General features: G+C 71.0%; 38 protein-coding genes. 37 read left to right on the top strand and 1 reads right to left on the bottom strand.

Features of this window, described 5'->3' with window-relative positions:
- The first annotated feature begins 69 nt into the window (after window positions 1–69).
- From ACFT7S_RS28355 to ACFT7S_RS28310, 10 genes are all read left to right on the top strand, one after another.
- Entirely contained in the window at window positions 70–504 is a 435-nt protein-coding gene (locus ACFT7S_RS28355) for a hypothetical protein (protein ID WP_382736657.1), read from the top strand.
- On the top strand, window positions 497–1204 hold the full coding sequence (locus ACFT7S_RS28350; protein WP_382736655.1) for a hypothetical protein: 708 nt from the start codon (window positions 497–499) through the stop codon (window positions 1202–1204). The genes ACFT7S_RS28355 and ACFT7S_RS28350 overlap by 8 nt, the downstream gene beginning before the upstream one ends.
- A 25-nt stretch (window positions 1205–1229) precedes the next feature.
- Window positions 1230–2765 (top strand): hypothetical protein, encoded by a 1536-nt coding sequence (locus ACFT7S_RS28345; RefSeq protein WP_382736653.1) that lies wholly within the window; start codon window positions 1230–1232, stop codon window positions 2763–2765.
- Window positions 2762–3079, top strand: a complete 318-nt coding sequence (locus tag ACFT7S_RS28340) for a hypothetical protein (protein ID WP_382736651.1) — start codon at window positions 2762–2764, stop codon at window positions 3077–3079. The genes ACFT7S_RS28345 and ACFT7S_RS28340 overlap by 4 nt, the downstream gene beginning before the upstream one ends.
- Window positions 3076–3411, top strand: a complete 336-nt coding sequence (locus tag ACFT7S_RS28335; RefSeq protein ID WP_382736650.1) for a helix-turn-helix domain-containing protein — start codon at window positions 3076–3078, stop codon at window positions 3409–3411. Before ACFT7S_RS28340 ends, ACFT7S_RS28335 begins: the two co-directional genes overlap by 4 nt.
- A gap of 101 nt (window positions 3412–3512) precedes the next feature.
- Window positions 3513–3914 carry a histone-like nucleoid-structuring protein Lsr2 gene (locus tag ACFT7S_RS28330; protein WP_382736648.1) on the top strand — a complete coding sequence of 134 codons (402 nt, stop codon included), beginning with the start codon at window positions 3513–3515 and terminating at the stop codon, window positions 3912–3914.
- Entirely contained in the window at window positions 3911–4234 is a 324-nt protein-coding gene (locus ACFT7S_RS28325) for a hypothetical protein (protein WP_382736646.1), read from the top strand. Before ACFT7S_RS28330 ends, ACFT7S_RS28325 begins: the two co-directional genes overlap by 4 nt.
- Window positions 4231–4365, top strand: a complete 135-nt coding sequence (locus tag ACFT7S_RS28320) for a hypothetical protein (RefSeq protein WP_382736644.1) — start codon at window positions 4231–4233, stop codon at window positions 4363–4365. The genes ACFT7S_RS28325 and ACFT7S_RS28320 overlap by 4 nt, the downstream gene beginning before the upstream one ends.
- A complete protein-coding gene (locus ACFT7S_RS28315) occupies window positions 4362–4661 on the top strand; it encodes a hypothetical protein (protein WP_382736643.1) in 300 nt (99 codons plus the stop codon). Before ACFT7S_RS28320 ends, ACFT7S_RS28315 begins: the two co-directional genes overlap by 4 nt.
- 19 nt (window positions 4662–4680) lie before the next feature.
- Entirely contained in the window at window positions 4681–5421 is a 741-nt protein-coding gene (locus ACFT7S_RS28310; protein ID WP_382736641.1) for a hypothetical protein, read from the top strand.
- Window positions 5422–5488: 67 nt separating this feature from the next.
- On the opposite strand, the gene ACFT7S_RS28305 is transcribed toward ACFT7S_RS28310, so the two are convergent.
- On the bottom strand, window positions 5489–5770 hold the full coding sequence (locus ACFT7S_RS28305) for a hypothetical protein (RefSeq protein WP_382736640.1): 282 nt from the start codon (window positions 5768–5770) through the stop codon (window positions 5489–5491).
- A gap of 137 nt (window positions 5771–5907) precedes the next feature.
- Between ACFT7S_RS28305 and ACFT7S_RS28300 the strand changes: the two genes are divergently transcribed.
- The 27 genes from ACFT7S_RS28300 to ACFT7S_RS28170 all read left to right on the top strand — a co-directional run bounded on the left by ACFT7S_RS28300 (window position 5908) and on the right by ACFT7S_RS28170 (window position 23612).
- Window positions 5908–6267, top strand: coding sequence for a hypothetical protein (locus tag ACFT7S_RS28300; RefSeq protein ID WP_382736638.1), 360 nt, complete (start codon window positions 5908–5910; stop codon window positions 6265–6267).
- Window positions 6267–6740, top strand: a complete 474-nt coding sequence (locus ACFT7S_RS28295) for a hypothetical protein (protein WP_382736637.1) — start codon at window positions 6267–6269, stop codon at window positions 6738–6740. The genes ACFT7S_RS28300 and ACFT7S_RS28295 overlap by 1 nt, the downstream gene beginning before the upstream one ends.
- 62 nt (window positions 6741–6802) lie before the next feature.
- Complete coding sequence (locus tag ACFT7S_RS28290) at window positions 6803–8053, top strand: DUF2637 domain-containing protein (RefSeq protein ID WP_382736636.1); 1251 nt, start codon at window positions 6803–6805, stop codon at window positions 8051–8053.
- A gap of 31 nt (window positions 8054–8084) precedes the next feature.
- Window positions 8085–8735, top strand: a complete 651-nt coding sequence (locus ACFT7S_RS28285; protein ID WP_382736635.1) for a hypothetical protein — start codon at window positions 8085–8087, stop codon at window positions 8733–8735.
- Between the two features lie 12 nt (window positions 8736–8747).
- On the top strand, window positions 8748–9197 hold the full coding sequence (locus ACFT7S_RS28280) for a hypothetical protein (protein WP_382736633.1): 450 nt from the start codon (window positions 8748–8750) through the stop codon (window positions 9195–9197).
- Between the two features lie 2 nt (window positions 9198–9199).
- Window positions 9200–9976: a hypothetical protein gene (locus ACFT7S_RS28275; RefSeq protein WP_382736631.1), complete on the top strand. Its 777-nt coding sequence runs from the start codon at window positions 9200–9202 to the stop codon at window positions 9974–9976.
- A 193-nt stretch (window positions 9977–10169) separates the two neighbouring features.
- Window positions 10170–10571, top strand: coding sequence for a DUF6221 family protein (locus ACFT7S_RS28270; protein ID WP_382736630.1), 402 nt, complete (start codon window positions 10170–10172; stop codon window positions 10569–10571).
- A gap of 215 nt (window positions 10572–10786) precedes the next feature.
- The gene (locus ACFT7S_RS28265; RefSeq protein WP_382736628.1) at window positions 10787–11053 is read left to right on the top strand and encodes a MerR family transcriptional regulator; all 267 of its coding nucleotides are present in this window, start codon (window positions 10787–10789) and stop codon (window positions 11051–11053) included.
- Window positions 11054–11081: 28 nt separating this feature from the next.
- Window positions 11082–11963 (top strand): hypothetical protein, encoded by an 882-nt coding sequence (locus tag ACFT7S_RS28260; RefSeq protein WP_382736626.1) that lies wholly within the window; start codon window positions 11082–11084, stop codon window positions 11961–11963.
- 174 nt (window positions 11964–12137) lie between these two features.
- Complete coding sequence (locus tag ACFT7S_RS28255) at window positions 12138–12551, top strand: hypothetical protein (protein ID WP_382736624.1); 414 nt, start codon at window positions 12138–12140, stop codon at window positions 12549–12551.
- Between the two features lie 66 nt (window positions 12552–12617).
- Entirely contained in the window at window positions 12618–12917 is a 300-nt protein-coding gene (locus ACFT7S_RS28250; protein WP_382736622.1) for a hypothetical protein, read from the top strand.
- A 2-nt stretch (window positions 12918–12919) separates the two neighbouring features.
- The gene (locus ACFT7S_RS28245) at window positions 12920–13204 is read left to right on the top strand and encodes an HNH endonuclease (RefSeq protein WP_382736620.1); all 285 of its coding nucleotides are present in this window, start codon (window positions 12920–12922) and stop codon (window positions 13202–13204) included.
- A 14-nt stretch (window positions 13205–13218) separates the two neighbouring features.
- Complete coding sequence (locus tag ACFT7S_RS28240; RefSeq protein ID WP_382736618.1) at window positions 13219–13725, top strand: hypothetical protein; 507 nt, start codon at window positions 13219–13221, stop codon at window positions 13723–13725.
- 104 nt (window positions 13726–13829) lie between these two features.
- Window positions 13830–14408, top strand: coding sequence for a helix-turn-helix domain-containing protein (locus ACFT7S_RS28235; RefSeq protein ID WP_382736617.1), 579 nt, complete (start codon window positions 13830–13832; stop codon window positions 14406–14408).
- Entirely contained in the window at window positions 14365–15939 is a 1575-nt protein-coding gene (locus ACFT7S_RS28230; protein WP_382736615.1) for a terminase, read from the top strand. Before ACFT7S_RS28235 ends, ACFT7S_RS28230 begins: the two co-directional genes overlap by 44 nt.
- 24 nt (window positions 15940–15963) lie before the next feature.
- Window positions 15964–16152, top strand: a complete 189-nt coding sequence (locus tag ACFT7S_RS28225; RefSeq protein ID WP_382736613.1) for a hypothetical protein — start codon at window positions 15964–15966, stop codon at window positions 16150–16152.
- Window positions 16149–17324, top strand: coding sequence for a phage portal protein (locus ACFT7S_RS28220; RefSeq protein WP_382736611.1), 1176 nt, complete (start codon window positions 16149–16151; stop codon window positions 17322–17324). The genes ACFT7S_RS28225 and ACFT7S_RS28220 overlap by 4 nt, the downstream gene beginning before the upstream one ends.
- Window positions 17321–18133: an HK97 family phage prohead protease gene (locus ACFT7S_RS28215; RefSeq protein ID WP_382736609.1), complete on the top strand. Its 813-nt coding sequence runs from the start codon at window positions 17321–17323 to the stop codon at window positions 18131–18133. The genes ACFT7S_RS28220 and ACFT7S_RS28215 overlap by 4 nt, the downstream gene beginning before the upstream one ends.
- A gap of 139 nt (window positions 18134–18272) precedes the next feature.
- Entirely contained in the window at window positions 18273–19694 is a 1422-nt protein-coding gene (locus tag ACFT7S_RS28210) for a phage major capsid protein (RefSeq protein ID WP_382736607.1), read from the top strand.
- 85 nt (window positions 19695–19779) lie between these two features.
- Window positions 19780–20166 carry a hypothetical protein gene (locus ACFT7S_RS28205; RefSeq protein ID WP_382736605.1) on the top strand — a complete coding sequence of 129 codons (387 nt, stop codon included), beginning with the start codon at window positions 19780–19782 and terminating at the stop codon, window positions 20164–20166.
- An 11-nt stretch (window positions 20167–20177) separates the two neighbouring features.
- Window positions 20178–20474 (top strand): hypothetical protein, encoded by a 297-nt coding sequence (locus ACFT7S_RS28200; RefSeq protein ID WP_382736603.1) that lies wholly within the window; start codon window positions 20178–20180, stop codon window positions 20472–20474.
- Window positions 20475–20479: 5 nt separating this feature from the next.
- Window positions 20480–21073, top strand: a complete 594-nt coding sequence (locus ACFT7S_RS28195; protein WP_382736601.1) for a phage gp6-like head-tail connector protein — start codon at window positions 20480–20482, stop codon at window positions 21071–21073.
- Between the two features lie 13 nt (window positions 21074–21086).
- Entirely contained in the window at window positions 21087–21527 is a 441-nt protein-coding gene (locus ACFT7S_RS28190) for a hypothetical protein (RefSeq protein ID WP_382736599.1), read from the top strand.
- A gap of 2 nt (window positions 21528–21529) precedes the next feature.
- Window positions 21530–22267, top strand: coding sequence for a hypothetical protein (locus ACFT7S_RS28185; RefSeq protein WP_382736597.1), 738 nt, complete (start codon window positions 21530–21532; stop codon window positions 22265–22267).
- A 6-nt stretch (window positions 22268–22273) separates the two neighbouring features.
- Window positions 22274–22684 carry a hypothetical protein gene (locus ACFT7S_RS28180; RefSeq protein ID WP_382736595.1) on the top strand — a complete coding sequence of 137 codons (411 nt, stop codon included), beginning with the start codon at window positions 22274–22276 and terminating at the stop codon, window positions 22682–22684.
- On the top strand, window positions 22684–23202 hold the full coding sequence (locus ACFT7S_RS28175) for a hypothetical protein (protein WP_382736593.1): 519 nt from the start codon (window positions 22684–22686) through the stop codon (window positions 23200–23202). Before ACFT7S_RS28180 ends, ACFT7S_RS28175 begins: the two co-directional genes overlap by 1 nt.
- Window positions 23202–23612: a hypothetical protein gene (locus ACFT7S_RS28170; protein WP_382736591.1), complete on the top strand. Its 411-nt coding sequence runs from the start codon at window positions 23202–23204 to the stop codon at window positions 23610–23612. The genes ACFT7S_RS28175 and ACFT7S_RS28170 overlap by 1 nt, the downstream gene beginning before the upstream one ends.
- Window positions 23613–23621 lie beyond the last annotated feature (9 nt).

The following is a 23621-nucleotide window of genomic DNA, read 5'->3' as shown; positions in this document are numbered from 1 at the left end:
CGGTTGGCCGCCCGGGGCCTACATCCACCAGATCACCACCGACCCGCCTACGGACCAGGAGCCACCGTCATGACGAGCCCCCGCCCGACGCCCGCGCTCATGCCGCGCCGCGCCCCCGCAACGGCCGCCGACCAGAAGCTGATCGCCCCGGCCCCGCCGGTGGCCGGCCGTTCGTACCGGTCGCTCTGGGAGCAGGCGGTGCTCTCCTCCTCGCTGCCGCCGCACGCCCGCCTCGTCGCGATCGCGCTCGCCACCCACGCGGACCCCGCCGGGCAGATCGCCCAGCAGCCCCGTCTGATCGGCCTCGTCCACGACACCAGCCTGTACGTCGCCCAGGTCGCCGTCGCCCTCACCGCTCTGCGCGCGCGCGGCCTGCTCCGCAAGACCCGGCCCGCCGACCGGTACGAGACCGCCGATCTCCTCCTCACCATCCCCAACTCCGTCATGGCCCGCCTGAAGAAGACGGGCCGCCCCGCGACCGATCGGACCACCACCCATGCGTGACAAGACTCAGTACTGGACCGAGTCGCTGTTCGACAGCGTGTACGCGCTGTACGAGACGGCCCGCGAGTACCAGACCGCCCACATCTCCGCCCAGCTGGCCGTCGACACCGTCGACTTCGGCCGCCGCCGGAACCACGAGGGCCGCATTGCGCTTGAGGGCCGGACCAACGCGTACGGACGGACCCTCACCCGGGAACCGCACGAGAAAGCACTGTCCGACCTGAGCTCTCTGTACGACCGGGCCGAGGCCGAGATGCACCGCCGCTACGAGGAGGCGGCCCTGCTGTACGCGTCCGGCGCCGCATGGGCGATTCGGTCGGTGCAGAACGGCGAACAGCCGCCGGTGGTGGCGTTCCAGACCGACGACGACGGCCACGCTGTGCAGCACCTGCTGGACATCCCCGGTCTCGACACCTATGTCGAGGGCCAGGCCCTGGACGCCGCCTACGACGTGCTGGTGGGGTGCGCGGGCTCCTCGGAGTACGCCGAGGACCTGGCGGGCCGGGACTACGTCAGTGAGCACGAGGCCGGAGAGATGTTCCGTGCCATCGACGCCAGCGACGGCCTGGCTGGCGCCGCGTACGCCTACGGCCTCCTTGCCCAGCGCGCCCTGAACTTCGTACTGATCGGGCCGCGCCGTGCCTGGGAGAGCGAGCTTGCCGCCGCCCGGGCCACGCAGTCCGCCCAGACCAGCAACTGACCAACCCCGTATCCCAGGAGACCCGTTGACCACCGCCGTCGCGTACGCAGCAGCACCCGCTGCTGCTGCGCCGTGCCCGCCGCACATCGCGGCATCGGCACGGCCGCGCGCCGGCGGTGGCCAACGCGTTCGCGTTCCCCTGCGCATCGTTGTAGGCGCTCAGTACCGAGACTCGGCCCTGAGCGTCTACATCAAGGTCGCAGCGCTCGCCATGCGCACCGACGGCTGCACCGCCAAAGTGAGCGTCATCGCCGAATACCTCGGCCTGTCCAAGTCCGAGGCTGAGCGCGGTCTGCACGACCTCCAGAACCCTGACGGCGTCGACAACCTGACCGAGGTCCTCACGACTCGGCGCACCCTGCCCGGCGGCCGAGGCCAGTCCGCACACCGCATCGTCCGTACGGCCGACGAGGACGAGCACTTCGTCTGGATCCCCGTACGGGCCGCCGACGCCCTCTCACCGCGCCTGCTGCGCCTCTACGCCCTGATCGCCTACGCCGCCGTCCGCAACCAGCCGTTGGCCGTCGGCGACCTCGGCGCGATGCTCTACCACCACTCCGGCAAGTCGGCCGGCGAGTGCCTCGGCAAGCGCCAGGCCGCCCGGCTCCTCCAGGAGCTCGAGGACACCGGCTGGGTCACCGTCCACCACCGTGAGGGGCTGCAGGCCCGCCACGCCTACGAGGTCCACCGGCACCCGCTGCAGGCCGTCCAGCTCGAGGACGTCGCCCCTGACATCCATGACGGATCCGGTCCGGACGATCACGACGGATCCCTCACGTCTAGGGAAGACCACAGGACTGACCGACCGGTGACGAAGACGCGGGTGGGTGGTGGGATCCGCCGTAGGCGCCCTGCAGGTAGTAAGCCCGCAGCCCCTGTGGATAACTCGGCCGGGCCGACATTCCGCAGCGCGGGTCACGACGAAAAGCGCAGCAACACCAGCAGGCCGCAGACCGCCGAGACCGGCGGTCACCTGACCCGCCGGTCCTGGGCCGTCCTCGAGCCCGTACGCCACCTGCTCCCCGGCATCAGCTCCTGGGTGCTGCGGCGCATCGACGCCGAGATCGGCCGCCAGCTCGCCCAGGGCATCGGCATGGAGCGCATCACAGCGCGGCTCACCGCCCGCTACGCCTCGACCGAGCCGCCTCGCGACCCGGGCCGCTGGATCCTGGGCGCCGCCCTGGTCCGCCGCGGCTGCGGTCTGCCCGCCTGCGAGTCCGGGACCCTGTGGCACTCCGGTGAGCCCTGCCAGCTCTGCCTGGACACCACCGCCGGGTCACAGCAGCCGGAGCCGGTGACCGAGGAGCAGCCCGTGCGGTCGGCATCCGAGCCGGTGGCGGCCGCGGCGGTGAGCGTGTCGTGGCCGATCCCGGCCGCCGTCGGCGAGGAGCTCCCGACGCTCGGCCGCGAGCAGCTGCACGAGCTCCGCGCGGCCGTGACCCCCGACCTGATCCGCCAGGCCATCGCCGAGCACGGCCAGGCCCACGCCATCTACCTCTACGGCCACGCCCTGGCCCTGCCCCACCTCGCATCTGCCGACCCTGGAGGGACCCCAGCATGAAGCCAGCCAGCCACCACCTCGCCACCTGCACGGGCTGCAGGGCCCGGATCTGCTGGGCGCTCACCACCGCCAACGGCCGGCGGCAGCCGATCGACGCCGAGCCCACCGCTGACGGGAACCTCGCTGTGATGCAGGGACCGGACGGGCTGCTGTACGTACGGAGCCTGACCAAGGATCACCCGGCGCCGAGGGCTGGCGAGTGGCAGGCGATGCCGCATCACGCGACCTGCAGTTCCCCGCCGCCCAGGCGCAGCAGCCGTACGGCGCAGCGCAGCACCACGGGAGCGCGGCCGGCCTCCTGGCGGACAGCGTGAACGGCACCGTGCAGTGCCTCGCCCCCCGGTGTGAACGGGACGCCGTCCGCCAGCGGATGTGCGCCACGCACTGCGAACGCTGGCGGAAGTACCGGGACTTCGACTTCCACGCCTGGCAGACAGCGGACCCGCAGGACGTCGCGGCGGCGGCCTACCTGCAGCAGCTGTTGCCCGGCATGACGCGCCGCGAACGGGTCCTGGTCGGCCTGGCCCTCACCGACCGCGGCCTGCCCGGCCCCGAGGTCGCACGCATCACGGGTGTGAGCGGCCGCACCGTCACCCGGTGGCGCCGTGCCCGCCGCCTCGGTGCTGAACACACCCGCCGCCCATGACGATCGCCGCCCTTCACCGGCTCCTGGCCGAGGAGCTCCCCGACGCACCGCACCACCCGGCACCACCGATCCCTCGCACCACCGCCAGAAAGAGGAAGCCCATGCAGACACCACCTGCCTCCGGTCAGCAGCAGGCGCCGCCCGTCGGCGCCGTCTCGCTCCCTGTTGGCAAGCTCCTTGCCTGGGCCGAGGCCCACGACACCAAGTTCGTCGCCCGTAAAGGTGAGCAGGCCCGGACGCTCCTGCGGGAACTCCGAGGCTTGTACGCCAAGGCCGAGGAGATCGCCCAGGCCGACGCCGAGGAGCAGCGCCTCCTGGACCAGCTTGCCGAGCTCCGGGACCGGAGGGAGCAGCTGCGCCCCCGGCGGAAGTCGTCCGGCTACGACCAGGCCGTGGTCAGGGAGTGGGCAAAGGCCAACGGCCACACGGTCTCGGGCCGTGGGTCCATCCCGGCCTCGGTCGTCCAGGCGTGGCGTGAGGCGCAGGCCGGCGGCGCCCAGTGATCTCCGCCCGGCTGCGTTACGCCGCCCTCGGCCTGGCCGCCATCACCTTCGGCGGCCTGGCCCTGCTGTACGCCCGGGCCGACATGTGGCCCGCATCGCTGGTCTGCCTGGTCCTCACCGGTGCGTGTGCCGAGGCGTGCTCCTGGGTGCGGCGCGCCGCCGAGCAGCTGCAGGCCGCCCACCGTCAGGCCCGCCGCCGTGCGCTCGCCGACATGGCCACCGGCATTGAGCCGTGGGACAGCTGGTGCTGCGAGCTCGGCTGGCTCACCCACAACGACCCCCGCGTCACTGCCCACTACTGCACCAAGGAGCAGCTGTGAACGAGATCGAATCCGCCCGGGCCTGGGCTGCCGCCGAGACGCTGCGCGACCAGGGCGAGCACGTCCACTACGCCACCGAGGGTCAGAGCCTGTGCCTGAGCGGCACCTGCATCACGGTCGTGGGCCCGTGACCGCCGCCTTTGCCCGCGGCTTCCGGCTCCACCTGAGCCACGGCCAGGTCCTGGACGGCGCCCAGTACCCCAACGGCTGGGCCCTCGTCATGGACGACCCGGAGTGGGGACTGTGCAGCAGCGCCCGCACCATCGAGCTCCTGCAGGCCGGGTACGGCGGCGGCCGTATCGAGTGGGCCGACGAGGCGCCGGCTGAAACGGGCCTGCCTCCCACGCAGCCGTGCACCGATCCACGCCACACCGGGGCCATCCGCGAGCAGCTCGGCTGCTCCGGCCCCGACCCCGCCACCACCTGACCTGTACCGGAGCACGCCCATGGACAACACCTGCCGCATCTGCCACCACGTGACAGCCGAGGACCGCTACCTGTGCGAGGGCTGCGAGTACCGCGCGCACACGTGGCTGCGCACCCTGCCCAGGCAGGCCGCCCTGCTGCGGGACTGCCTGCAGCCGACGACTGGTCCGGCGCAGCGTGGCGGGAGCGGCCGTGCGCACTCCCCGCTCCCCGTCGACGTCCGCGTCCTGGACCTCCTGGGCCCTGGGCACGCCGTGCCGATCGAGGACCCGCACGGCGACCAGAGCGGCGGTATCCCGATCGCGGCGCTCCTCGCCGGGTGGGCGCGCTACCTGGCCTCCGAGATCCCGGCCGTGCACCACGACGCTCACGGCACCATCCGGATCGACCGGTGCCAGGACGCCTGGCCGCGGACCGGCAAGGGCATCCCGGCCTGGTGCTCCTGGCTGCAGGCGTACCTGCCGTACGCCGTGACCCGGCCGTGGGTCGAGGAGATGTACGGCCAGCTCGAGGAGCTCCTGAGTCGCATTCAGTGGGTCACGCACACCACGCCGCGCCGTACCGCGCGGGACGCTCCGTGCCCTGGCTGCCTCGCGTTCGCCCTGGTCGAGCGCGAGGACGAGCTGCACATCTCGTGTCAGGTCTGCGACGTCCGCCTCACCCTCGAGCAGTACGACGTGCACCGGGCCGAGGTGATGCCCGCCCTGGCCCGCGTAGCGCTGCTGATGGTCGCCCAGCGTGAAAGCGCAGCGGCAGCGTGAGGCGTCAAGGAAGTTGACCGCAGACACGGCTGCGCCCCGCCCGACACTCCTGGGCGGGGCGCAGCTCTTACTGCGTGGGCGGGGCCGGCGGTTTCGCGGGGCCGCGCCCCGGACGCTTGCTCCTGGTCTGGATGTACTCCACGACACGCTCGTACGGAACCGTGCGAGCCCCAGCTGCCTCGCCGTAGTCGTCCTCCGTCAGGGGCCATTCCGGGTCGGTCCGCGCGAGTTTTCTCAGCCCTTCCGGGCCCATGCTCCGCACGTGCTCGTCGGCGACGAGCCGCGCGGCCGCCTGCGTAAACGTCAGCATTGTGCGCTGCTCCTCCTTCCTCGGATCGCGTTTGGTCATGCGCCATCCTCCCTGAATAGTTGCGCCCGACGCAACTATTCCGTACGGTCGTACTTGCCAACACAACGGCCCCGGTCGGAGTTAGCCGCTCCGGCCGGGGCCAGCCAGACCACCTGATCCACCAGGAGGAATGACTTATGCGCGATCGTATCCGCGCCACCGCCGTATTGAACTCGGCCCCCGACATGAACCTGGCGCTGCAGCGCGCCCGCACCGCCATGGACAACCCCACCCGCACCCTGCTGAAGGCCATCGGTACGGCGCTCTGCGCGATCGAGCCGACGCTGCCCATGCGAGAGGCCACCCGCCTCGCGTACGCCGGCCGCGCCGCCGCCGACGCCCACGGCTTCGGCACCATTCGCACCGCCGCCGCCGTGGGCCTCCTGCTCCGCCACATGCCGCGCGTCGACTGGCCGGTCACCCCCGACCCCATCACCCGCGCCGAGTACGGAATGCGCCTCCTCAAGACGGCCGACGCCACCACGAGGAGCATCTGATGAGCGACGTCACAGCCGACCGCGATCAGCTCCTGGCGCTCCTGCAGGCCGTGGCCACCGCCCTGGACGTCCCGCCCCCCGCCACCGTTGGCGACCAGGCCGCGTACCACCGGCTCCTCGAGGAGCGCGCCGACAGCGTCCGCCTGTGCGTGGCGGCCGTCCTCGCCGCACCGGACAACGCCTCGTTCGACACGGAGTACCTCGGCCGCCTCGCCGCCCGGCGCCCCGTCACGTACACCCCGTACGAGTCGGCCGAGAACGGCAACGCCACGGCTGAGCCCACCGAGGACAGCGAGCCCACCGAGGACAGCGCGACGGCGGCGCAGCCCGTCACCGTCGCGCCGACGCCGGCCCTCGTCGTCGCCGAGCCCGCCACCGTCGCGGCGTGCCAGGCCGACTACGCCTCCGTCTCCGGTACGGCCGCCCGCGACGCGATGGCCCGCCAGGCCGCCGCCCGAGCTCGCCACAGCTGACCACCCGTACGGCCGGGCCCGCCCACACGCGTGCCCGGCCGCCCTTCCCGGGAGAGCCCACCGTGCCGTCTCGCCCCGTTCTCACCCGCCTGCAACGGCGCCTCGTCGCCACCGTCGTCGCGCTGACCGTCGCCCTGGCCGCGATCGGGTTCGCCGGGTCCTACACCGCCGTACGGCACCTCGCCGAGCGCAAGGGATTCGGTGGCTTCGCCCTCGTGTTCCCCATCGGCCTGGACGCGGGCATCGTCGTCCTTCTGGCCCTCGATCTCCTCCTGGCGTGGCTCCGCATCCCCTTCCCGATGCTGCGCCCCACCGCCTGGCTCCTCACCGCGGCGACGATCGCGTTCAACGCTGCCGTGGCGTGGCCCGATCCGGTCGGCACCGGGATGCACGCCGTGATCCCCGTCCTGTTCGTGATGAGCGTGGAGGCCGGCCGCCATGCCGTGGGCCGACTCGCGGACATCACGGCCGACAAGCACATGGACGGCGTACGCCTCACCCGCTGGGTCCTCTCTCCGGTCCCCACGTTCAAGCTGTGGCGCCGGATGAAGCTGTGGGAGCTGCGCAGCTACGAGCAGGTCATCAAGCTCGAGCAGGACCGGCTCATCTACCGGGCCCGGCTGCAGGCCACGTACGGGCGGAGCTGGCGGTGGACGGCACCCGTAGAGGATCGGCTGCAGCTGCGCCTCGCCCGCTACGGCCGCCCCCTGCCCGCATCCCCGTCGCAGCCGGATGCACCCGCACTCGTGCAGCTGGACGCGGACACCGCATTCGACGCCGCCGCAGACGAGGCGGTCGAACTCGCACCTCCGGCTGCACTGACACCGGCTGCACCCGCACTCGCACTTGAGGCCGCACCCGCAGCCACGAGCGTGCATCCGGATGCACCGCAGCCGCAGCCGGATGCGCAGCCGACCGCACCCCCCACACCCACCAACAGTGTTCCCGTGGGCGCCCAATTGCTCCCCGTCATCTGCCGGCCCCGTGCCGTCCCCGCCCTCGGTAGCACCGGCCTGCACCTCGAACTCCTACCGATGCTCCCGGCCCTCCGCGAGGTCACAGCGGATGCGCAGCCACCGGTGCAGCCGCAGCCGAGCACCGCATCCGCGCTCGAACTGCAGCCCGGCGACGAGGAGCTCATCGCCCAGGCCATCGCACTCGCCGAGACCGGCCCCCTGTCGCAGCGGCGGCTGCAGCGCGAACTGCACATCGGGCAGGGCAGGTCCCCCCGCATCGTCGCCGTGGCCAAGGACCGCATCCGCGCAGCTGCAGCCGAGGACCGCACCCGTACCGCACTCGCATCCACCGGCTGACCGCAGCCGCATCCACGTGAAGGGCCCACCCATGACCGACAGCGAGACCCGGCTACGGCTGCGGCTGCGCCGCATGATCGACGGCCCCGCAGCCGACGAGAAGTCTCCGCAGCCGCTCGTCCAGGTCCACGTCATCCCCGAGCCGACCCCGCCGGACACCACCGACGACGAGGACGAGCCCGAGGACGAGGACGACGACCCCGAGGAGCAGCCGGAGAAGGCTCTGCCGTGGTGGCAGACGGCGCCCCGTCCGTTCGGCCACCGCGCCCCGGAGCCCGCCCCGGACCCGCAGGACACCATCGCGGCCGCGCCCGGCATCCACGTCACCGTCAACCAGCCGACGGCCGCCTCGCCGCCTTGGACCGTCCCCGACCCGGCCGACCAGCGGGCGCAGGAGCGGCTGTACCGCCGCCGCATCTGGCTCGCCTACCACGGCGGCGCCGCAGCCGTCGGATGGTTCCTCGGCCTGGTCGCGGAGATGGGGGAGCTCATCGCCGACGCAGGCCCCGCCGCTCCCGGCGCCGGCGTCGCCCTCGGCCTCGTCACCTACATCGTCGCGTCGTACCTGCCCGGCCTGCCGTACGTCCCGCCCGCACTCCGGCCCGTCATCGTCTGGGCCGCCCGCATCCCCGTCTGCTCCGCCGCTCTCGCCCTGGCGCTCAACGCGCCCGGCATCGTCTAGGAGTCCACCGCCATGTATCTCGCAGCACCCAACAGCGGCGGCGCCGCACTGGGCTTCCTCGGCGCCGGCGGCCTCGCCCTCTGCCTCTCCGCGCTGCTCATCTTCGGTGTCATCGGCAAGGGCCGGATCAAGCTCACCACCGGGAAGGCCGGAACCGTCGCCTTCCTCGCGGGCACCGCGTACACCGCGGCCGGGAAGATCTGGGCCAACGCCGACGAGGTCGTACGCCAGGGCTGGACGGGCCTGGGCGTCGGCACCGGGGACGGCCCGTTCGGAGAGATCGGCATCGGCGCCGCGTCCCTCCTGCTGCTCATCATCATGCTGACCGCCCCGCTCAATCCGGTACGGGCGGCCGTCGTTTCCGTGATCGCCGCTTTCACCTGGCCCACCGCCGGTGACGGTTCCGTATGGGCCGTCCCTGGCCAGCTCGCCGCAGCCTTCTTCATGATGATCGGCGGCTGACCATGAAGCACTGGATCGGGTTCTGGACCGCCGTATGGGTCGGATCCGCCTGGATCTACCGTCACTTCCTCACCTGGCTGACCGGACGCCCCACCGACCCGGTGGAGCAGCCGGAGCAGGCGCCGGCCACCGAGGAGACCACCGACGAAGACCAGGAGCAGCCGCCGGCCAACGCGTCCGCTGCGCAGCGCCGCAGTACCGGGGGAGTCCTCGTCAGGCTCCTCGCCCTCGTCCTGGCGGCCGGGTTCATCCGTGGCCTGCCCCACACCACGGACATCCTGCTGGCGCTCGCCGCCGCCTGGGCCGCCACCTCGATCATCGCCGGGTTCGCCATCGCCATGGCCGAGCGCGACGACACCGAGCAGGGCCAGGAGCCGGAGCAGCCGAACGCCGCGGACCCTGCCGACACCCTCACTCGAGACGACGTCGCGCCCTTCCTGCACGGCCTCCTGCAGGACACGGGCGGCGTACAGCTCAAGACCCTCGCCAAGGCGCTCCCCGCACGCCCCAAGCAGGCCCGGTGGGCCACCCGCGATGTGCGCGCCCTCCTGGCCCGCGTGGGCATCCGCGTACGGGCCGGAGTGCGAGCCCCCGGGGAGAGCAGCCGCGAGGGCGTCCACCGGGACGACGTCCCACCACTCCCCCAACCCCCTTCCGAGACCACTCCTGTTGCCGTTGTTGCCGCAGGTCAGAGCAACAACAACAACGCCACATACGTGATCACCGACGACCCCGACAACCCCGTACGCCACACCGTGCTCCACACCGAGAGGACCTGACCCATGCCATTTCTCCGACGCCTCACCGCCGCCCTCGCCGCCGACTACTGCGCGGCGTGCGGCTGGTGGACGAAGCCCGGCTGCGGCCACTGACCGCCTGCCACACTGGAATCTGCACGCCGGGTAGCGCCCGGCCCGATGCCCCGCCCCCGCTGCAGACGGGGACGGGGCATCACTGCGAGAGGATGAGCCCATGGACGACCTGGTGCAGTTCCTCCGCGACCGACTGGACGAAGGCGAAGCGGTTGCGCGCGCCGCGACGCAGGGCGACTGGGTGTGGAGCCGGGAGTTCGTGACACCGCCCGGCTACCACCACCGCACCATCGGCCCGCTTGAGCCGGGCGACGCCGCCCACATCGCCCGCCATGACCCGGCCCGCGTCCTCCGCGAGGTCGAAGCCAAGCGGGAGATCCTGCGCTGGCACAGCACGCCCCACACCGTGGTGGACGGGTTCTGCGCCGACGAGGGAGGGCCCTGCACCCACCGGGGCGAGGCCGAGTGCACGCTGTGCGGCGGAACCGGCTGTCCCACGCTCCGCCTGCTCGCCCTGCCGTACGCCGACCACCCCGACTACCAGGAGACGTGGCGCCCGTAGGCCCGTTGTCAGTGGTGCGCCGTAGCGTCAGCAGCATCCAGTGCATGGCTGCTACTCGGATCAGTGCCCCGCCCGGGACAGTTCCTCGGCGGGGCACACCGCGTCTCGCTGGACAAGATCGCAGAACAGCGTCACACTCTTGCCAGCAGCACACCTGTGCCCATCAAGCCCCTGCCACCCCGGCCGGGGCTTTTCGCGTTCCCGGACGGAGGCACATGGACGTCGACAACCTCACCACCGCAGAGGCCGCCCGCCACGCCGACCGGGCCCGCCAGGCCCTCACCGCAGGAGCGGCTCACATCAAGCCCGCCACCATCCGCCAGTGGGCCAGCCGCGGCCACCTCAAGGCCCACGGCCTCACCGAGACCGGCCGCGCCACGTACCGCCTGGCGGACGTCGCCCGCGCCGAAGTCGCCACGCGGGCCCGCGCCCTACGCCTCGTGGGCATCACCCAGCCCGCCCCAAGTGCATCGCGCGCCTGACACGCTCCCCTGATCGGAGGTGGTCCCCGTGGCCCTGCCCGAAGGTGTCTCCACGATCACCATCACCGACGACCGCACCCACCCCGACGGCGGCCCAATGCGCGGCCGCATCGTCCTCCGACCCGCCCCAGCCCTCGTCACCAACCCAGAGCTGGGCCACATCGCCCAAGGTGACGCGAAAGCCCGCTGGGTCGACGGGGTACTGACCTTGACCGTCCTTGCGGCCGACGCAGCCGGGTACGACCCCACCGACTACACGCACACCGTGTACGAGTACCCCGACGACGCGGACGCCCGCTCGTACCCCGTCCTCCTCACCACCGCCCTCGGCGAGACCGTCGACCTGGCAGCCCTCGCACCAGTCGAGCCCTACAGCGGCGACTACGTCCTCGTGCCCGGGCCGCGCGGCGAGCAGGGAATCCAGGGCATCCAAGGACTGCCCGGGACTGTCCCCACCGGAGACGCCGTCGGTGTCACCCGCACCGCGTACAAGCTCACCGACGAGGGCGTGACCGCCTCCACGGTCGTCCAGACAGACGACCACCTCAGCTTCACCGTCACCGCAGGCGCCGCCTACAGCATCGAGGGCTGCCTCCTCGCCACCGGCGACCCCGCAGGCGACCTCATGCTCACCATCACCGCCCCACCTGGCTCCGTCGGCGGCTGGACACCCACCGCCACAACGCTCGGCACAACAGACGGCACAGGCTCGGTGCGCCTCACGCGGCTCGACTTCGGCGCCTCATCGTCCATGGGCGTGACGGCAGCCGGTGTCATCGTCAAACCAGCCGGTGGCCTCATCGCCGGGGCCGACGGCCTGGTCACGGTCCAATGGGCCCAGGCCGTCTCCAACGCCACCCCCACGACCATCAAGGCATCGAGCTGGCTCCACCTGAAGCGCATGGGATGACAGCATGGTTGGCATGACACTGCTGTGGCTCCAGGTCCGCTACCGCGCTCGCGCCCTACTCGGCATCAAGGACGTCAGGCAGGGTCGGCTCCTCTCTCAGATCCGCCGGCTGAACACCTGACAGGAGCGCCCCAGCCGCCCCATGATGTCCCCCTCATCACCCTTGGGGGCACCATGCGCACCACCACCGCACTCATCACCGTCAGCCTGCTCGCCACGCTCACCGCCTGCAGCGGGGAGAGCCCCACGGAGGCCAAGCCCAGCGCGCCGCCGTCGCTCACCGCCGAGCAGCGGGCCAGCGTCCTGGCCGCCGCCGGCATCCCGGCCACGACTCCCGAACAGGAAGCCGCGTTCGTCGCCGAGCTCAACACGATCGACCGCGACATCGCCCACGGCAAGGCAGACAAGGCGGCGAGCCGAGGCCGCACCCAGTGCCAGACCATCCACAACTGGCCCAAGGACGAAGCCAAGCAGGCCGCCCTCGCCAGGCAGCGCTTCACCAGCCCGACGCATCCCGAGGGGCGCACCCTGGCGACAGCCCAGAAGATCAACGCGGCGGCGCACAAGCACCTCTGCCCCGACTTCTGACCCACCACCTACACGAGGCCCGACCGGACACCGGCCGGGCCTCTGCTGTACCCGCAGGAGGCTCCCGTGGACGACTACAGCGACGACCCTGCAGTGCAGTGCTGGCACACAGAGGCAGGCTCGCCCTGCGACTGGTACGTCTGCCGCCAACCCGACCGCCTCGTAGCTGACGACAAGGACCCACTGATGGCCACCGCGCAGAAGCTGACCACCGCTCAGAAGCTGATCGCCTACCGGGCCGAACTAACCGCAGGAGGTCTTCATCCCGGTCTGATCGACGACCTGATCAGGGACGCAGCACAGACCACGATCATGAGCGAGGGCCTCAAGGTCACCCGCGAGGACCAGGACACGAGCGCTGGCTGACGATGGCCGACCGCGACGACCTCACCGCCTACGGCTACCGCAAGGCACGCGCGGCGTTCCTCGCCGCCAACGACGTCTGTCACCTCTGCGGCCACCCCGGCGCCAACGTCGTCGACCACGTCACCCCCGTTACGGCCGGCGCCGACCCCGAGGACCAAGACAACTGGGCGCCCGCCCACGGCATCACCCGCTGCCCCACCTGCGGACGCAACTGCAACGGCGAGAAGGGCGCGAACACCAACACGCCCCGCCTCGTCACCTCACGCGACTGGTACGCCGGACCCTGACCCAGGAGGTCACCATGCCGAAGGACAGCACCCCCGGCCTGGCGGTGACCGTGGCCTGGCTGCAGGCCAACGGCATCGACCCCAACGACGTCCCCCTCGACAGCGCAGTCACCGAAGGCGTGGACAGCGAAGGCCGCCCCGTCATCCGGTACACCGCGCTCCTGCGCAGAGGGGGACGGCCCTACTCCAACCCGGAGGGAACAGGGCCAGTGACCGAGGAGCGCGAGGCGCTGCTCGTCACCCCTCGGTCCGCAGCCCCCGGACCCTGGACCGCCGAGCACCGGGTCACCTCGTGCAGGCAGGTCGAGACCCGTCCTGGACCGCTCGATGAAGCCACAGGTGAACGATGGCAGGACGCGCAACATGGGCGTCTTGGCCTGGCTGCCTGCAACTGCGGGTACAGCACGGGCTGGATCCCCTGGAAGCAAATACCCAGTGCGGAATGGCTTGGCGAGCATCACGGTGACGGCCGCTGGACCATAGAGCCGCAGGTCAGCCGCCCAGGCGGCCGGGAGTTTTAGGAATCGGGCCTTTCCCAGCCCCGCGCCCAGCTTTTATTTTTCTCTCCCCGGGCTGACCAGGGCTTATGCGGTTCTTGCGATGGGGCGGCGAACGGGGGCACGGCGTGGCATCCCGGGCATTCCAGGCTGGGGCGGCCGGAGATCACGCCGCCCGAACGGTCGCGGCCGAGCGTGAAGCCCGCGGCTGGGAGCAGCGCGACCTCGCCGAGCGGCTCACCCAGGCGGGCCGGCCGATGTCCCAGCCGATCGTGAGCCGGATCGAGTCCGGTGCCCGCCGCATCGACGTGGACGACATCGCCGCCCTGGCCCAGGTGTTCGGCGTGGGCATCGCCGCCCTGCTGCCAGCAGCGGACGCCGACGAGACCGCCGCCCCCCGGACGCGACGACGGCGCAACGAGACCGGCCCGGTGGAGCTCGCCCTCGCCGACGACATCGAGAACCTGGGCGACCTGGTCGGCATGGAGCCGACGCACGCCGCGGTGGCCCACCGCCTGGCCCGCCAGATGGACGGCCACCACCCTGTCCCCTGTGAGGAGTGCGGCGCCTCGGTGTACGTACCGAACGACGCCAAGATCCTCCCCCAGCTCGCGCGGGAGCTGCGGGCCACGGTGGCGGCGTTGGTAGAGGGGCGTGCCGTGGATGACGACGACGATGACGACCTCGGTGACCTCGGAGGAATCTGAGACCTGGGCGCCGCCGGCAGAGTTCGCCCAGCAGTGCCTGGACCTGTACGGCCTGACGTGCCCGCCCCGTTGGGGTACGCCGCGACGCCCGGAGTTCGAGTCCCTCGGCCCGGCCGCATGGCGAGTGATGGAGAAGCTCGGCTACCCGCCGATGCCGTGGCAGCGGTACGTACTGGACGTCGCGCTCGAGATCGACCCGGCCACCGGGGTGTTCGCCCACCGGGAGGTCGGGCTGTCGGTGCCGAGGCAGCAGGGCAAGACTCAGCAGATCCTCGGGCTGATGGTGCACCGCATGGCGGCCGGTCAGCGGCAGAACATCATCTACGCCGCGCAGAACCGGATCATGGCCCGGAAGCGGTGGGAGGACGAGTTCCTCGCCACGATTGAGACGTCGCCGCTCAGCCGCCGGGTCACCTCCCGCAAGGCCAACGGCAGCGAGGCGATCATCTGGAAGCGGACCCGGTCCCGGCTGGGGATCACGGCGAACACCGAGTCGGCTGGGCACGGTCCGGCGTTGGATCTCGGTGTCATCGACGAGGCGTTCGCAGCCGAGGACGACCGGCTCGAGCAGGCGTTCAGCCCGGCCATGCTGACCCGGCTCAAGGCCCAGCTGTGGTGGGCGTCCGCCGGCGGGACGGAGAAGTCGGTGTGGCTGAACGGGAAGCGCAAGACCGGCCGCGCCCTGATCGAGGCACTGTGGGCCAACGGCCTGCGGCCGCGTACCGCCTACTTCGAGTGGTTCGCCCCAGAGGAGATGGACCGTGCGGACCCGGCGACGTGGCGTGCTTGCCTGCCCGCGCTGGGCTACACGGTGAGCGAGGACATCATCGCCGCCGAGCTCGAGAAGATGGCCGCCGACCCGGGCGCGTTCGACCGGGCCTATCTCAACCGGACCCGCAAGGCCACGCCGCCCGTGGACCCGAACGTGCCGAAGAAGATGTGGCCCGGCCTGGTCGATACCGCGTCACAGTCGAGCGAGGACATGGCGTTCTCCATCGACGTGTCGCAGGACCGGGCCTGGTCGTCCATCGGGATGGCGTCCGTACGGGAGGACGGCCTGGTGCACCTGGAGGTCATGGACCGCCGGGCGGGTACCGCCTGGGTCGTACCCGCGGTGAAGCGTCTCGCCGAGTTGTGGGACCCGCTGGTCGTCGCGGTGGCCGGGTCCGGCTCTCCGGCGGCCTCGCTCATCGATGACCTGCAGACCGCGGGCATCACGGTGCCGGAGGACAAGGACCAACCGCACCGCGGGCACCTGGTGGTCCTGCGGTCCGGTGACGCCTCCGAGGCGTGCGGGCAGATCGCCGACGCCATGAACCAGAACACCGCCCGTCACCTGGACCAGAGCCCGCTGACCGCGTCGGTCAACGGAGCCAGGTCCCGCCGCATCGGAGACGCGTGGACGATCGACCGCACCAACAGCCTCACCGACGCCGCACCGTTCGCCGCAGTCACGTGGGCCCGCTGGGCGCTGCTGACCAAGGGGCCGCTCGTCCTGGACGACTACGACGTCCTCGACTCGATCGGCTGACACATGACAGAGAGGAGCAGCACGGTGCGTGAGTGGATGACGACGTGGCTGGACGTGCTGGGCCTGGTGCTCATCGGGGCCGGCGCGGCCGCAGGGATATACCCGCTCATCGGGTGGGCGGGCCTGGCCGTGGCCGGAGCCATCATCCTGGGCGGCTCGTCCCTGGCCGCCCGGCAGGGCACGGCCGTACGCAAGCGGGGTGAGGACACGTGAGTCTGTTCTCGCGCCGCAGTACGCCGTCGCCGACCGCTGACCAGATGATCCCGACGAGGCAGGCGCAGCGTGCGGGCTCGGCGACCGTGACGCCGGATACCGCGCTGCGGAACTCGGCGGTGTGGGCGTGCCTGCGGCTGCGGGCCAACCTCGTGTCGACGATGCCGGTTGACGTGTACCGCAGAGTCGGTGGCATCCAGGTCGAGGTGCCCAAGCCGCCCGTGCTGGTCAACCCAGGCGGCGAGAACGTCGGGATGCTCGAGTGGATGTACAGCACTCAGTTCGACCTGGACCGGTCGGGCAACGCGTTCGGGATCATCACCGCAAAGGACGGGCTGGGCTTCCCGTCCCGGATCGAGCTGGTGCCCGTCGCCGAGGTCACGGTGATCGTCCGTAAGGGGAAGCTGGCCAAGTACCGGATCGGGAGCACCGAGTACGACCCGTCGGTCATCTGGCACGAGAAGCAGTACACGATGTCCGGCCTGCACGTCGGGCTGTCCCCGGTGGCGTTCGCCGCCTGGTCCATCGGCGAGTACCTGTCCATTCAGCAGTTCGCCCTGGACTGGTTCTCCAACGGTGCCGTGCCCTCGGCCCACTTGAAGAACACCGCCAAGACCGTCAGCCCGGAGAAGGCCGAGGAGACGAAGCGCCGGTTCAAGGCGGCGACCGCGAACCAAGATCTGTTCGTGACCGGGCAGGACTGGGAATACAAGATGATCCAGGCCGAGGCGGCCGGGCCGGAATGGATCGAGGCCAAGCGGTACGGCATCGGCGACATCGCCAGATTCTTCGACGCTCCCGGCGACCTCATCGACGCGGCCGTTTCGGGAAGCTCCGTCACGTACGCCAACATGACGCAGCGCAACCTGCAGTTCCTCGTGATGAGCCTCGGCCCGGCGATCATCCGCCGCGAGGACGCGCTGTCGTCGCTGACCTCCCGGCCCCGGTTCGTGAAGCTCAACAGCGACGCGCTGCTGCGCATGGACCCGCAGGCCCGGGCCGCGATGTTCCGCACACAGATCGAGTCGCGGCAGCTCGCCCCCTCCGAGGCCCGCGAGCTCGAGGACCGGCCGCCGTTCACCGACTCCCAGCTGGCCGAGTTCGACCGGCTGTTCGGCAAGGGCACCACGCCCGCTCCGCAACCCGCGATCCCCGGAGGGACGACCCCATGAGCACGATGACCGCCCTGCGCGCGCAGGCCGCCGCCGCGCGGTCCGCCGCCGCAGACACCAACGCCCCGGCGACCGCCCTGCCCCGCGACCGGCCCGAGTCCCCCGAGATCCGGTTCCGCTCCCAGCTCCGTGCGAAGAAGGTGATGCGCGAGGATCAGGAGTGGTACGAGGTCTCGGGCTACGCCTCGGCGTTCGAGCAGGGCTACGAGATGTACGACTTCTACGGGCCGTACACCGAGGTCGTCAGCCACGGCGCTGCAGACGCCACGCTCGCCGCCGACCCGGAGGTGGTGTTCCGGTTCAACCACGCCGGCACTCCCATGGCGGGGACGAGGAACCAGCGGCTGCAGCTGTGGGCCGACGACGCGGGCCTCGGCCAGCGCGCGTGGCTCAACCCCAAGCGGGCCGATGTGCAGCTGCTCGTCCAGGCCCTCGAGGACGACGACGTGCGAGAGCAGTCGTTCATGTTCCGCATCACCTCGGGCCAGTGGTCCCCGGACTACACCGAGTACCGCATCAACTCATTCGACCTGAACCGCGGTGATGTCGGACCGGTGACGTACGGAGCCAACCCGCACACGTCGGTGTCGGCCCGGTCCGGGGACTTCCTCGCGTCGATCCCGAACATGCCGCCACTCATGGCACGCGAAGCACTCGCCCGCCTCACCGCGCGCGCCGACCTCGGCGCCAAGCCCCCGGCCTTCACTCCGCCGCCGACGCCCGCGCCGGCCCCGGCGGCACCCTCCGCGCAGGGGCGCTCCATCACCATGCTGCGCACCCAGCTCCTGGTCGACGCCGGCCAGGACTGAGCACCACCCCCGATCCACCGACGGCACGCGCTCCGGCAGATCGCCCGGAGGCGGGACCTCGTCATGCCCGGCAGATCGCCCGGGCCACCTGGTCGCGCCGCACACCACCACTCCACCGATCTACCGGAAGGGCACCACCATGCCTGGAACCATCGACGACCTGATCGCTTCGATCGAGGTCGAGCTCGAGGCCGCGCACAAGCGCGGTAAGAAGTGCGGCGCCGAGATCCAGCTCATCCTGGACAAGGCCCAGCAGGACGGCCGTTCCTCGCTCACGGTCGAGGAGGACGAGCGGGTCGCCGAGCTGTTCGCCGCCCGCGACCAGTCCAAGGGCGACGTGACCGGCATCGAGAACAAGCTGGCCAACGCCAACAAGATCAAGGCCGAGGAGATGGAGCGGCAGGCCGAGGCGAAGACGGTCACGCCGACGCAGGCGCGGCGCCCCTCGTACGACCAGGTCGCCCGGGTCGGCAACGAGGAGCGGACCTACCGCAAGGACCAGGACCCGCACGGCAAGTCGTTCCTGATGGATGTCTCCCGCCAGTTCCTCTACCAGGACGTGGAGTCCTCGAGCAGGCTGTCGAGGCACATGGCCGAGGAGCGTGTGGAGCGGGCCGAGTACCTGCAGCGCGCCGTCGGCACGTCCGCATTCAGCGGTCTGACCGTGCCGCAGTACCTGACCGACATGTACGCCCCGGCCACGGCGAACCTCCGGCCGTTCGCGGACATCTGCAACCGGCACCCGCTGCCGGAGTCCGGCATGTCGGTGAACATCAGCCGGATCACCACCGCGTCGTCCGCCGCCCTGCAGGCCGCAGAGAACGACCCGACCGCCGAGACGAACATGGACGACACGCTCCTGACCGTCCCGGTGCAGACCGCGGCCGGTCAGCAGACCGTCTCCCGGCAGGCGATCGACCGAGGCACCGGCATCGAGGACGTCACGATGCAGGACCTGTTCAACCGGGTCGCGACCGTCATGGACAACACCCTGATCAACCAGGCATCCACCGGCCTGTCCGCCGTGGCGCAGGCCACCGCGTACACCGATGGCACCCCGACCGGCGCCGAGCTGTACCCGAAGATCCTCGGGGCGGCGAGCGGGGTGGAGGCTGCGCTGCTCGCCATGGGCCGGCCGTCCCACGCGGTGATGAGCAGCCGCCGCTGGTACTGGCTGTCCAGCCAGATGTCGTCGGTCTGGCCGATGATCAACTGGACGGGCGTCCCGGTCCAGGCCGCGGGCACGGCCAACTCCCAGTCCTCGTACGCGTCCGGTCCGCGCGGCGTTCTGCCCTGCGGACTCGAGGTCGTCGTCGACAACAACATCGCCACGAACCTCGGCGTGGGCACGAACGAGGACGAACTGTTCGTGGTCCCGTCGGCTGAGTGCCACGTCTGGGAGGACGAGGGCGCACCGATGTTCATCCGCGCCGAGCAGGCCAAGGCCGCCACCCTCGGCGTGCTCCTGGTCGCCTACTCCTACTTCGCGTACACCTTCGGGCGGTACTCGAACGGTATGCAGAAGGTGACCGGCACCGGCCTGGTCACTCCGGCGTTCTGACCCTCCCCACACGGCAGGCCCAGCCGCTCCCATCCCGGAGCGGCCGGGCCTGTCCGCGTGGGCCGCTCCTTGGGAGAGGACGACCATGGCAACTCTGCAGGCACTGGGCGGAGACCGGCTGCCCAACTCCGCCCGGATCTCCGCCAGCCAGACCGGCAACGGCGCCTCCACCCACATCGTGGACCGGGGCGCCTCCACAGAGCGGCCCGCGCTGCTCACCATCACCACCACCGTGGCCGCCACCCCGACGTGCACGTACGCGATCGAGGGCAGCGCGGACGGCACCAACTGGTTCCCCGCCGCGTACGCCGATCCGGCTACCCCGGAAACCCCGTCGGTCGCCACGTTCGCCATCACGACGGCCGGCACCACGCACCGCCTCCTGCGCCCCGGCTCGCCGTGGCGCTTCCTTCGCCTGACGTACTCGGCGAACACCGCGGTGACGAACACCGCTGACGTCACGATCTTCTGAGAGGAAACACCATGGTCACTTCGGACCAGACGATGATCGCCGCGCTGCTGCGCGAACGCGCCTCGTACGAGCAGCAGAAGAAGCCCGACCGGGTCGAGCAGGTCAACGACCAGCTGCACCGCCTGGGCCACACCGACGACGAGGACCAGGGCGAGGGCGAGCCGACCGGCCGCACGCCCGAGGACCCGGCGCAGCAGACCGCGGCTGAGACGCCCGCTCCCGCAGCCACCTTGGAGCAGGAGGCGCAGGAGACGAAGGACAAGCCGCCGGCCAAGAAGACGGCTGCCGCGCGCCGCCAGGCCGGGTAACCCCGGTGGCCCAGGACTACGCGGACGTGGCCACGCTGCGCCTGATGCTCAAGCTCGAGGACGACGACCCGCGGCTGTCGCTCGTACAGCGGGCGCTGACCTCAGCGTCGCGCAGCATCGACAAGACCACAGGCCGCAGGTTCTGGCTCGACCCGACACCGGTCACCCGCACGTACCGGCTTGGCGGGCGCACCGTCTGCGAGGACGACGGCGAGGTCCTGCTCGTCGACGACGTCGGCAGTACGGACGGCCTCGTGGTCGAGACCGGCTCCGGTGCCTCCTGGTCCCCGGTGACCGGCTACGAGACGACCCCGGACAACGCCCTCCTGGACGAGCGGCCGGTGACCGGTCTCGTCCGGCTGGGCGGCAGCTGGGGCGGCGGCACATCGCGGGTACGGGTCACCGCCCGCTACGGATGGCCGGCCGTACCGCACGACATCGAGCAGGCCGCGCTGATCCAGGCCGCCCGCCTCTTCCGTCGCAAGGACAGCCCGGAGGGCGTGACCGGCTCGGCCGAGTGGGGCGTGGTGCGCCTGTCCCGCCGCGACCCGGACGTCTGGAATCTCATCGAGCAGTACGTGCTCGACGGCTTCGGCTAGGGAGGGGCAACCGATGCAGATGTCCGCCGTGCGGGGGGCGATCGCGGAGGCTGCGAGCACGGTCGTGCTCCCGGTGTCCGCCAAGTTGACGTGCACCGGGTTCACCCCGGACGCGGTGACCGAACCGCACTTTTTCTGTGGCGAGTATTCGGTGGAGTTCGACCGGGCCATGAACCGGGGCCTGGACGTGGTCGAGCTGACGTGCCGGGTCCTGGTCGGCCTGGCCGACGACGAGGCCGCGCAGCGTCTCCTGGACGCCATGCTGTCCGGCTCCGGCCCCGGCTCCCTCAAGGCGGCAATCGAGGCCGCGCGCGGCGCGCCCGGCGAGCTCGCGCTGGGCGGCCTGGCAGACGACCTGCACGTGATGCGGGTCCAGGGCTACCGCTGGTACGAGCACCAGGGCGCCAGCTACATCGGCGCCGAACTCATTATCAAGATCATCGGAGAGGGGTAGCCGTGCCTAAGTTCGTGCTGCTCGACGCCCGCCTGTTCGCTCCGGGCGCCGACCTGTCCGGCGCCTCCAACAAGATCGAACTCACCTCGGAGATCGAAGACAAGGACTCCACCAACTACCGCAGCGGCGGGTGGAAGGAGGTCCTCGGCGGGCTCGGCTCGGCCGAGATCTCGGCCGAGGGCCAGTGGGAAGCAGGCGACCCGTCCAAGGTCGACAACTCCTCCTGGGCCAACCTCGGCGGAGTCGGCCCGTACACCGTGTGCCCCACCGACTCGGTGGTCGGAGCCCTGGCCTACCTGGTGCAGGGGATGCGCGCCGACTACAAGGTCGGTGACGCCGTCGGCGAGATCGCCCCGTGGTCCGGGACGGTCAAATCCTCGTGGCCGCTGGTGCGCGGACAGATCGCGCACCCGCCCGGCCTCGCCCGCACCGCCGCCGGGTCCGGCACCGCGCTGCAGCTCGGCGCCGTCCCCGCCGGTAAGCGGCTCTATGCCGCCCTGCACGTCCTGTCCGTGGCGGGCACTGCCGCCCCCTCCATCACGGTGACCGTCGAATCCGACGACGCGCCTGGCTTCACCACGCCGGTCACCCGCGGCTCGTTCGCCGCGGCCACCGCGCCCGGTGGGCAGGCGCTGCGTACCGACGGCCTCGCCATCACGGACACGTATTACCGGATCGCCTGGACGGTGACCGGCACCACCCCCTCGTTCATGTTCGCTGTCTCTCTCGGAATCAGGTGATCGACCATGGCAAAGATGATTCTGCTGGCGGCGTTCGTCAGCCTCGGCGGTAACGACCTCAGCGCGTACGCCCGCAAAGCCGAGGTGACGGTGGAGGTCGAGGACAAGGACGTCACCACCTACGCCAGCCTCGGCTGGAAGGAAGTCCTCGGCGGGCTCAAGAGCGGCGAACTCAGCCTCGAGTTCCTGCAGGACGTCGCCGCAACAAAGATCGACTCGATCATGTGGCCGCTGCTCGGCACCGTCGTTCCGTTCGTGGTCCGCCTGGACAACGCCGTGAAGTCCACGTCCAACCCGGAGTGGACCGGCAACGTCCTCGTCAACGGATGGAACCCCATCGAGGGCGGCGTGGGCGACGAGGCGTCCGTCTCGGTCGGATACCCCACCTCGGGCGCGGTGGTCCGCGCCACGGTCTGATGGCCGCCGGCCCGCCGTTCGACCTGCAGGTCACGCACGAGGGCCTTGACGCCCTGGTGCGAGCGATCCGCCAGGAGGCCGACGGCAAAGCCCTGCGCAAGGACCTGGCCAAGAACATGCGCGACGCCCTGCGCCCGGGCGCCGCGCAGGCCAAGTCCGGAATCATGGCCATGGGTTCATCCGGTACCAGCACCGGGCCCGGCCTGCGGTCAGCCATCGCCAAGAAGATCCGCCCCGAGGTCAAGCTCGGCGGCCGGTGGTCTGGCGCCAGGGTCAAAGCCTTCAAGACACCAGGGTTGCGTGGATTCGCGAACGCCCCGAAGCGCACGAACCGCCGCTCCGGCGGATGGCGCACCCTCTCCTACGGTCGCGAACCGTGGCGAACCCAGACCGGCAAACGGGAGTGGTTCGACGAGGCATTTCAGAACGACGCAGACCAGCACCGACGCGCGGTCCTCGACGCCATGGAAGACATGGCCGCCCGCCTCGCGTCCCGAGCACGACAAGGAAACGCCTGATGTATCTCGTCTACGAGCCCGACGGACAGAACGAGCCGACCCGCTGGCACTACAACCCGAAGAAGCTCATGTCGGTGGAGCGCGAGGACATCGAGCGCCGCACCGAACGCAACTTCAGCCAGTTCACCCAGGACGTCCTGCAGGGCAACTCCCGATGCAGGCGCGCCCTCCTCTTCACCTTCCTGCGCCGCGATCACCCCAAGACCAAGTTCGAGGACGTCGATTTCGCGTGGGACGAACTGTCTCTGGAGTACTCCCGCCAGGAGTGGGAGGAGATCCGCAAGAACATCGTCGACACCCAGCACGGTGACGAACTCGCGGCCTCGCTCATCAAGATCGATGCCGCGATCGAGACCGCCTACGACGACACCTCGACTGAGGGAAAAGCGGGGCTGCCGATCGCCGAGTAGCGCAGCTCG

This window comes from Streptomyces sp. NPDC057136 (assembly GCF_042670885.1).
In the GTDB taxonomy this organism is placed as follows: Bacteria; Actinomycetota; Actinomycetes; order Streptomycetales; family Streptomycetaceae; genus Streptomyces.
The sequence above is the reverse complement of the archived record's forward strand: the minus strand, read 5'-3'. Positions and strand labels throughout refer to the sequence as shown.

Bases quoted from the DNA above. Each gene is read 5' to 3' on its own strand.
- ACFT7S_RS28280 (WP_382736633.1), top strand. From the start codon at position 8,748: ATGTATCTCGCAGCACCCAACAGCGGCGGCGCCGCACTGGGCTTCCTC.
- ACFT7S_RS28230 (WP_382736615.1), top strand. From the start codon at position 14,365: ATGACGACGACGATGACGACCTCGGTGACCTCGGAGGAATCTGAGACC.
- ACFT7S_RS28350 (WP_382736655.1), top strand. From the start codon at position 497: ATGCGTGACAAGACTCAGTACTGGACCGAGTCGCTGTTCGACAGCGTG.
- ACFT7S_RS28275 (WP_382736631.1), top strand. From the start codon at position 9,200: ATGAAGCACTGGATCGGGTTCTGGACCGCCGTATGGGTCGGATCCGCC.
- ACFT7S_RS28170 (WP_382736591.1), top strand. From the start codon at position 23,202: ATGTATCTCGTCTACGAGCCCGACGGACAGAACGAGCCGACCCGCTGG.
- ACFT7S_RS28330 (WP_382736648.1), top strand. From the start codon at position 3,513: ATGCAGACACCACCTGCCTCCGGTCAGCAGCAGGCGCCGCCCGTCGGC.
- ACFT7S_RS28305 (WP_382736640.1), bottom strand. From the start codon at position 5,770: ATGACCAAACGCGATCCGAGGAAGGAGGAGCAGCGCACAATGCTGACG.
- ACFT7S_RS28180 (WP_382736595.1), top strand. From the start codon at position 22,274: ATGGCAAAGATGATTCTGCTGGCGGCGTTCGTCAGCCTCGGCGGTAAC.
- ACFT7S_RS28285 (WP_382736635.1), top strand. From the start codon at position 8,085: ATGACCGACAGCGAGACCCGGCTACGGCTGCGGCTGCGCCGCATGATC.
- ACFT7S_RS28205 (WP_382736605.1), top strand. From the start codon at position 19,780: ATGGCAACTCTGCAGGCACTGGGCGGAGACCGGCTGCCCAACTCCGCC.
- ACFT7S_RS28340 (WP_382736651.1), top strand. From the start codon at position 2,762: ATGAAGCCAGCCAGCCACCACCTCGCCACCTGCACGGGCTGCAGGGCC.
- ACFT7S_RS28355 (WP_382736657.1), top strand. From the start codon at position 70: ATGACGAGCCCCCGCCCGACGCCCGCGCTCATGCCGCGCCGCGCCCCC.
- ACFT7S_RS28175 (WP_382736593.1), top strand. From the start codon at position 22,684: ATGGCCGCCGGCCCGCCGTTCGACCTGCAGGTCACGCACGAGGGCCTT.
- ACFT7S_RS28300 (WP_382736638.1), top strand. From the start codon at position 5,908: ATGCGCGATCGTATCCGCGCCACCGCCGTATTGAACTCGGCCCCCGAC.
- ACFT7S_RS28255 (WP_382736624.1), top strand. From the start codon at position 12,138: ATGCGCACCACCACCGCACTCATCACCGTCAGCCTGCTCGCCACGCTC.
- ACFT7S_RS28245 (WP_382736620.1), top strand. From the start codon at position 12,920: ATGGCCGACCGCGACGACCTCACCGCCTACGGCTACCGCAAGGCACGC.
- ACFT7S_RS28295 (WP_382736637.1), top strand. From the start codon at position 6,267: ATGAGCGACGTCACAGCCGACCGCGATCAGCTCCTGGCGCTCCTGCAG.
- ACFT7S_RS28190 (WP_382736599.1), top strand. From the start codon at position 21,087: ATGCAGATGTCCGCCGTGCGGGGGGCGATCGCGGAGGCTGCGAGCACG.
- ACFT7S_RS28265 (WP_382736628.1), top strand. From the start codon at position 10,787: ATGGACGTCGACAACCTCACCACCGCAGAGGCCGCCCGCCACGCCGAC.
- ACFT7S_RS28210 (WP_382736607.1), top strand. From the start codon at position 18,273: ATGCCTGGAACCATCGACGACCTGATCGCTTCGATCGAGGTCGAGCTC.
- ACFT7S_RS28270 (WP_382736630.1), top strand. From the start codon at position 10,170: ATGGACGACCTGGTGCAGTTCCTCCGCGACCGACTGGACGAAGGCGAA.
- ACFT7S_RS28215 (WP_382736609.1), top strand. From the start codon at position 17,321: ATGAGCACGATGACCGCCCTGCGCGCGCAGGCCGCCGCCGCGCGGTCC.
- ACFT7S_RS28310 (WP_382736641.1), top strand. From the start codon at position 4,681: ATGGACAACACCTGCCGCATCTGCCACCACGTGACAGCCGAGGACCGC.
- ACFT7S_RS28200 (WP_382736603.1), top strand. From the start codon at position 20,178: ATGGTCACTTCGGACCAGACGATGATCGCCGCGCTGCTGCGCGAACGC.
- ACFT7S_RS28240 (WP_382736618.1), top strand. From the start codon at position 13,219: ATGCCGAAGGACAGCACCCCCGGCCTGGCGGTGACCGTGGCCTGGCTG.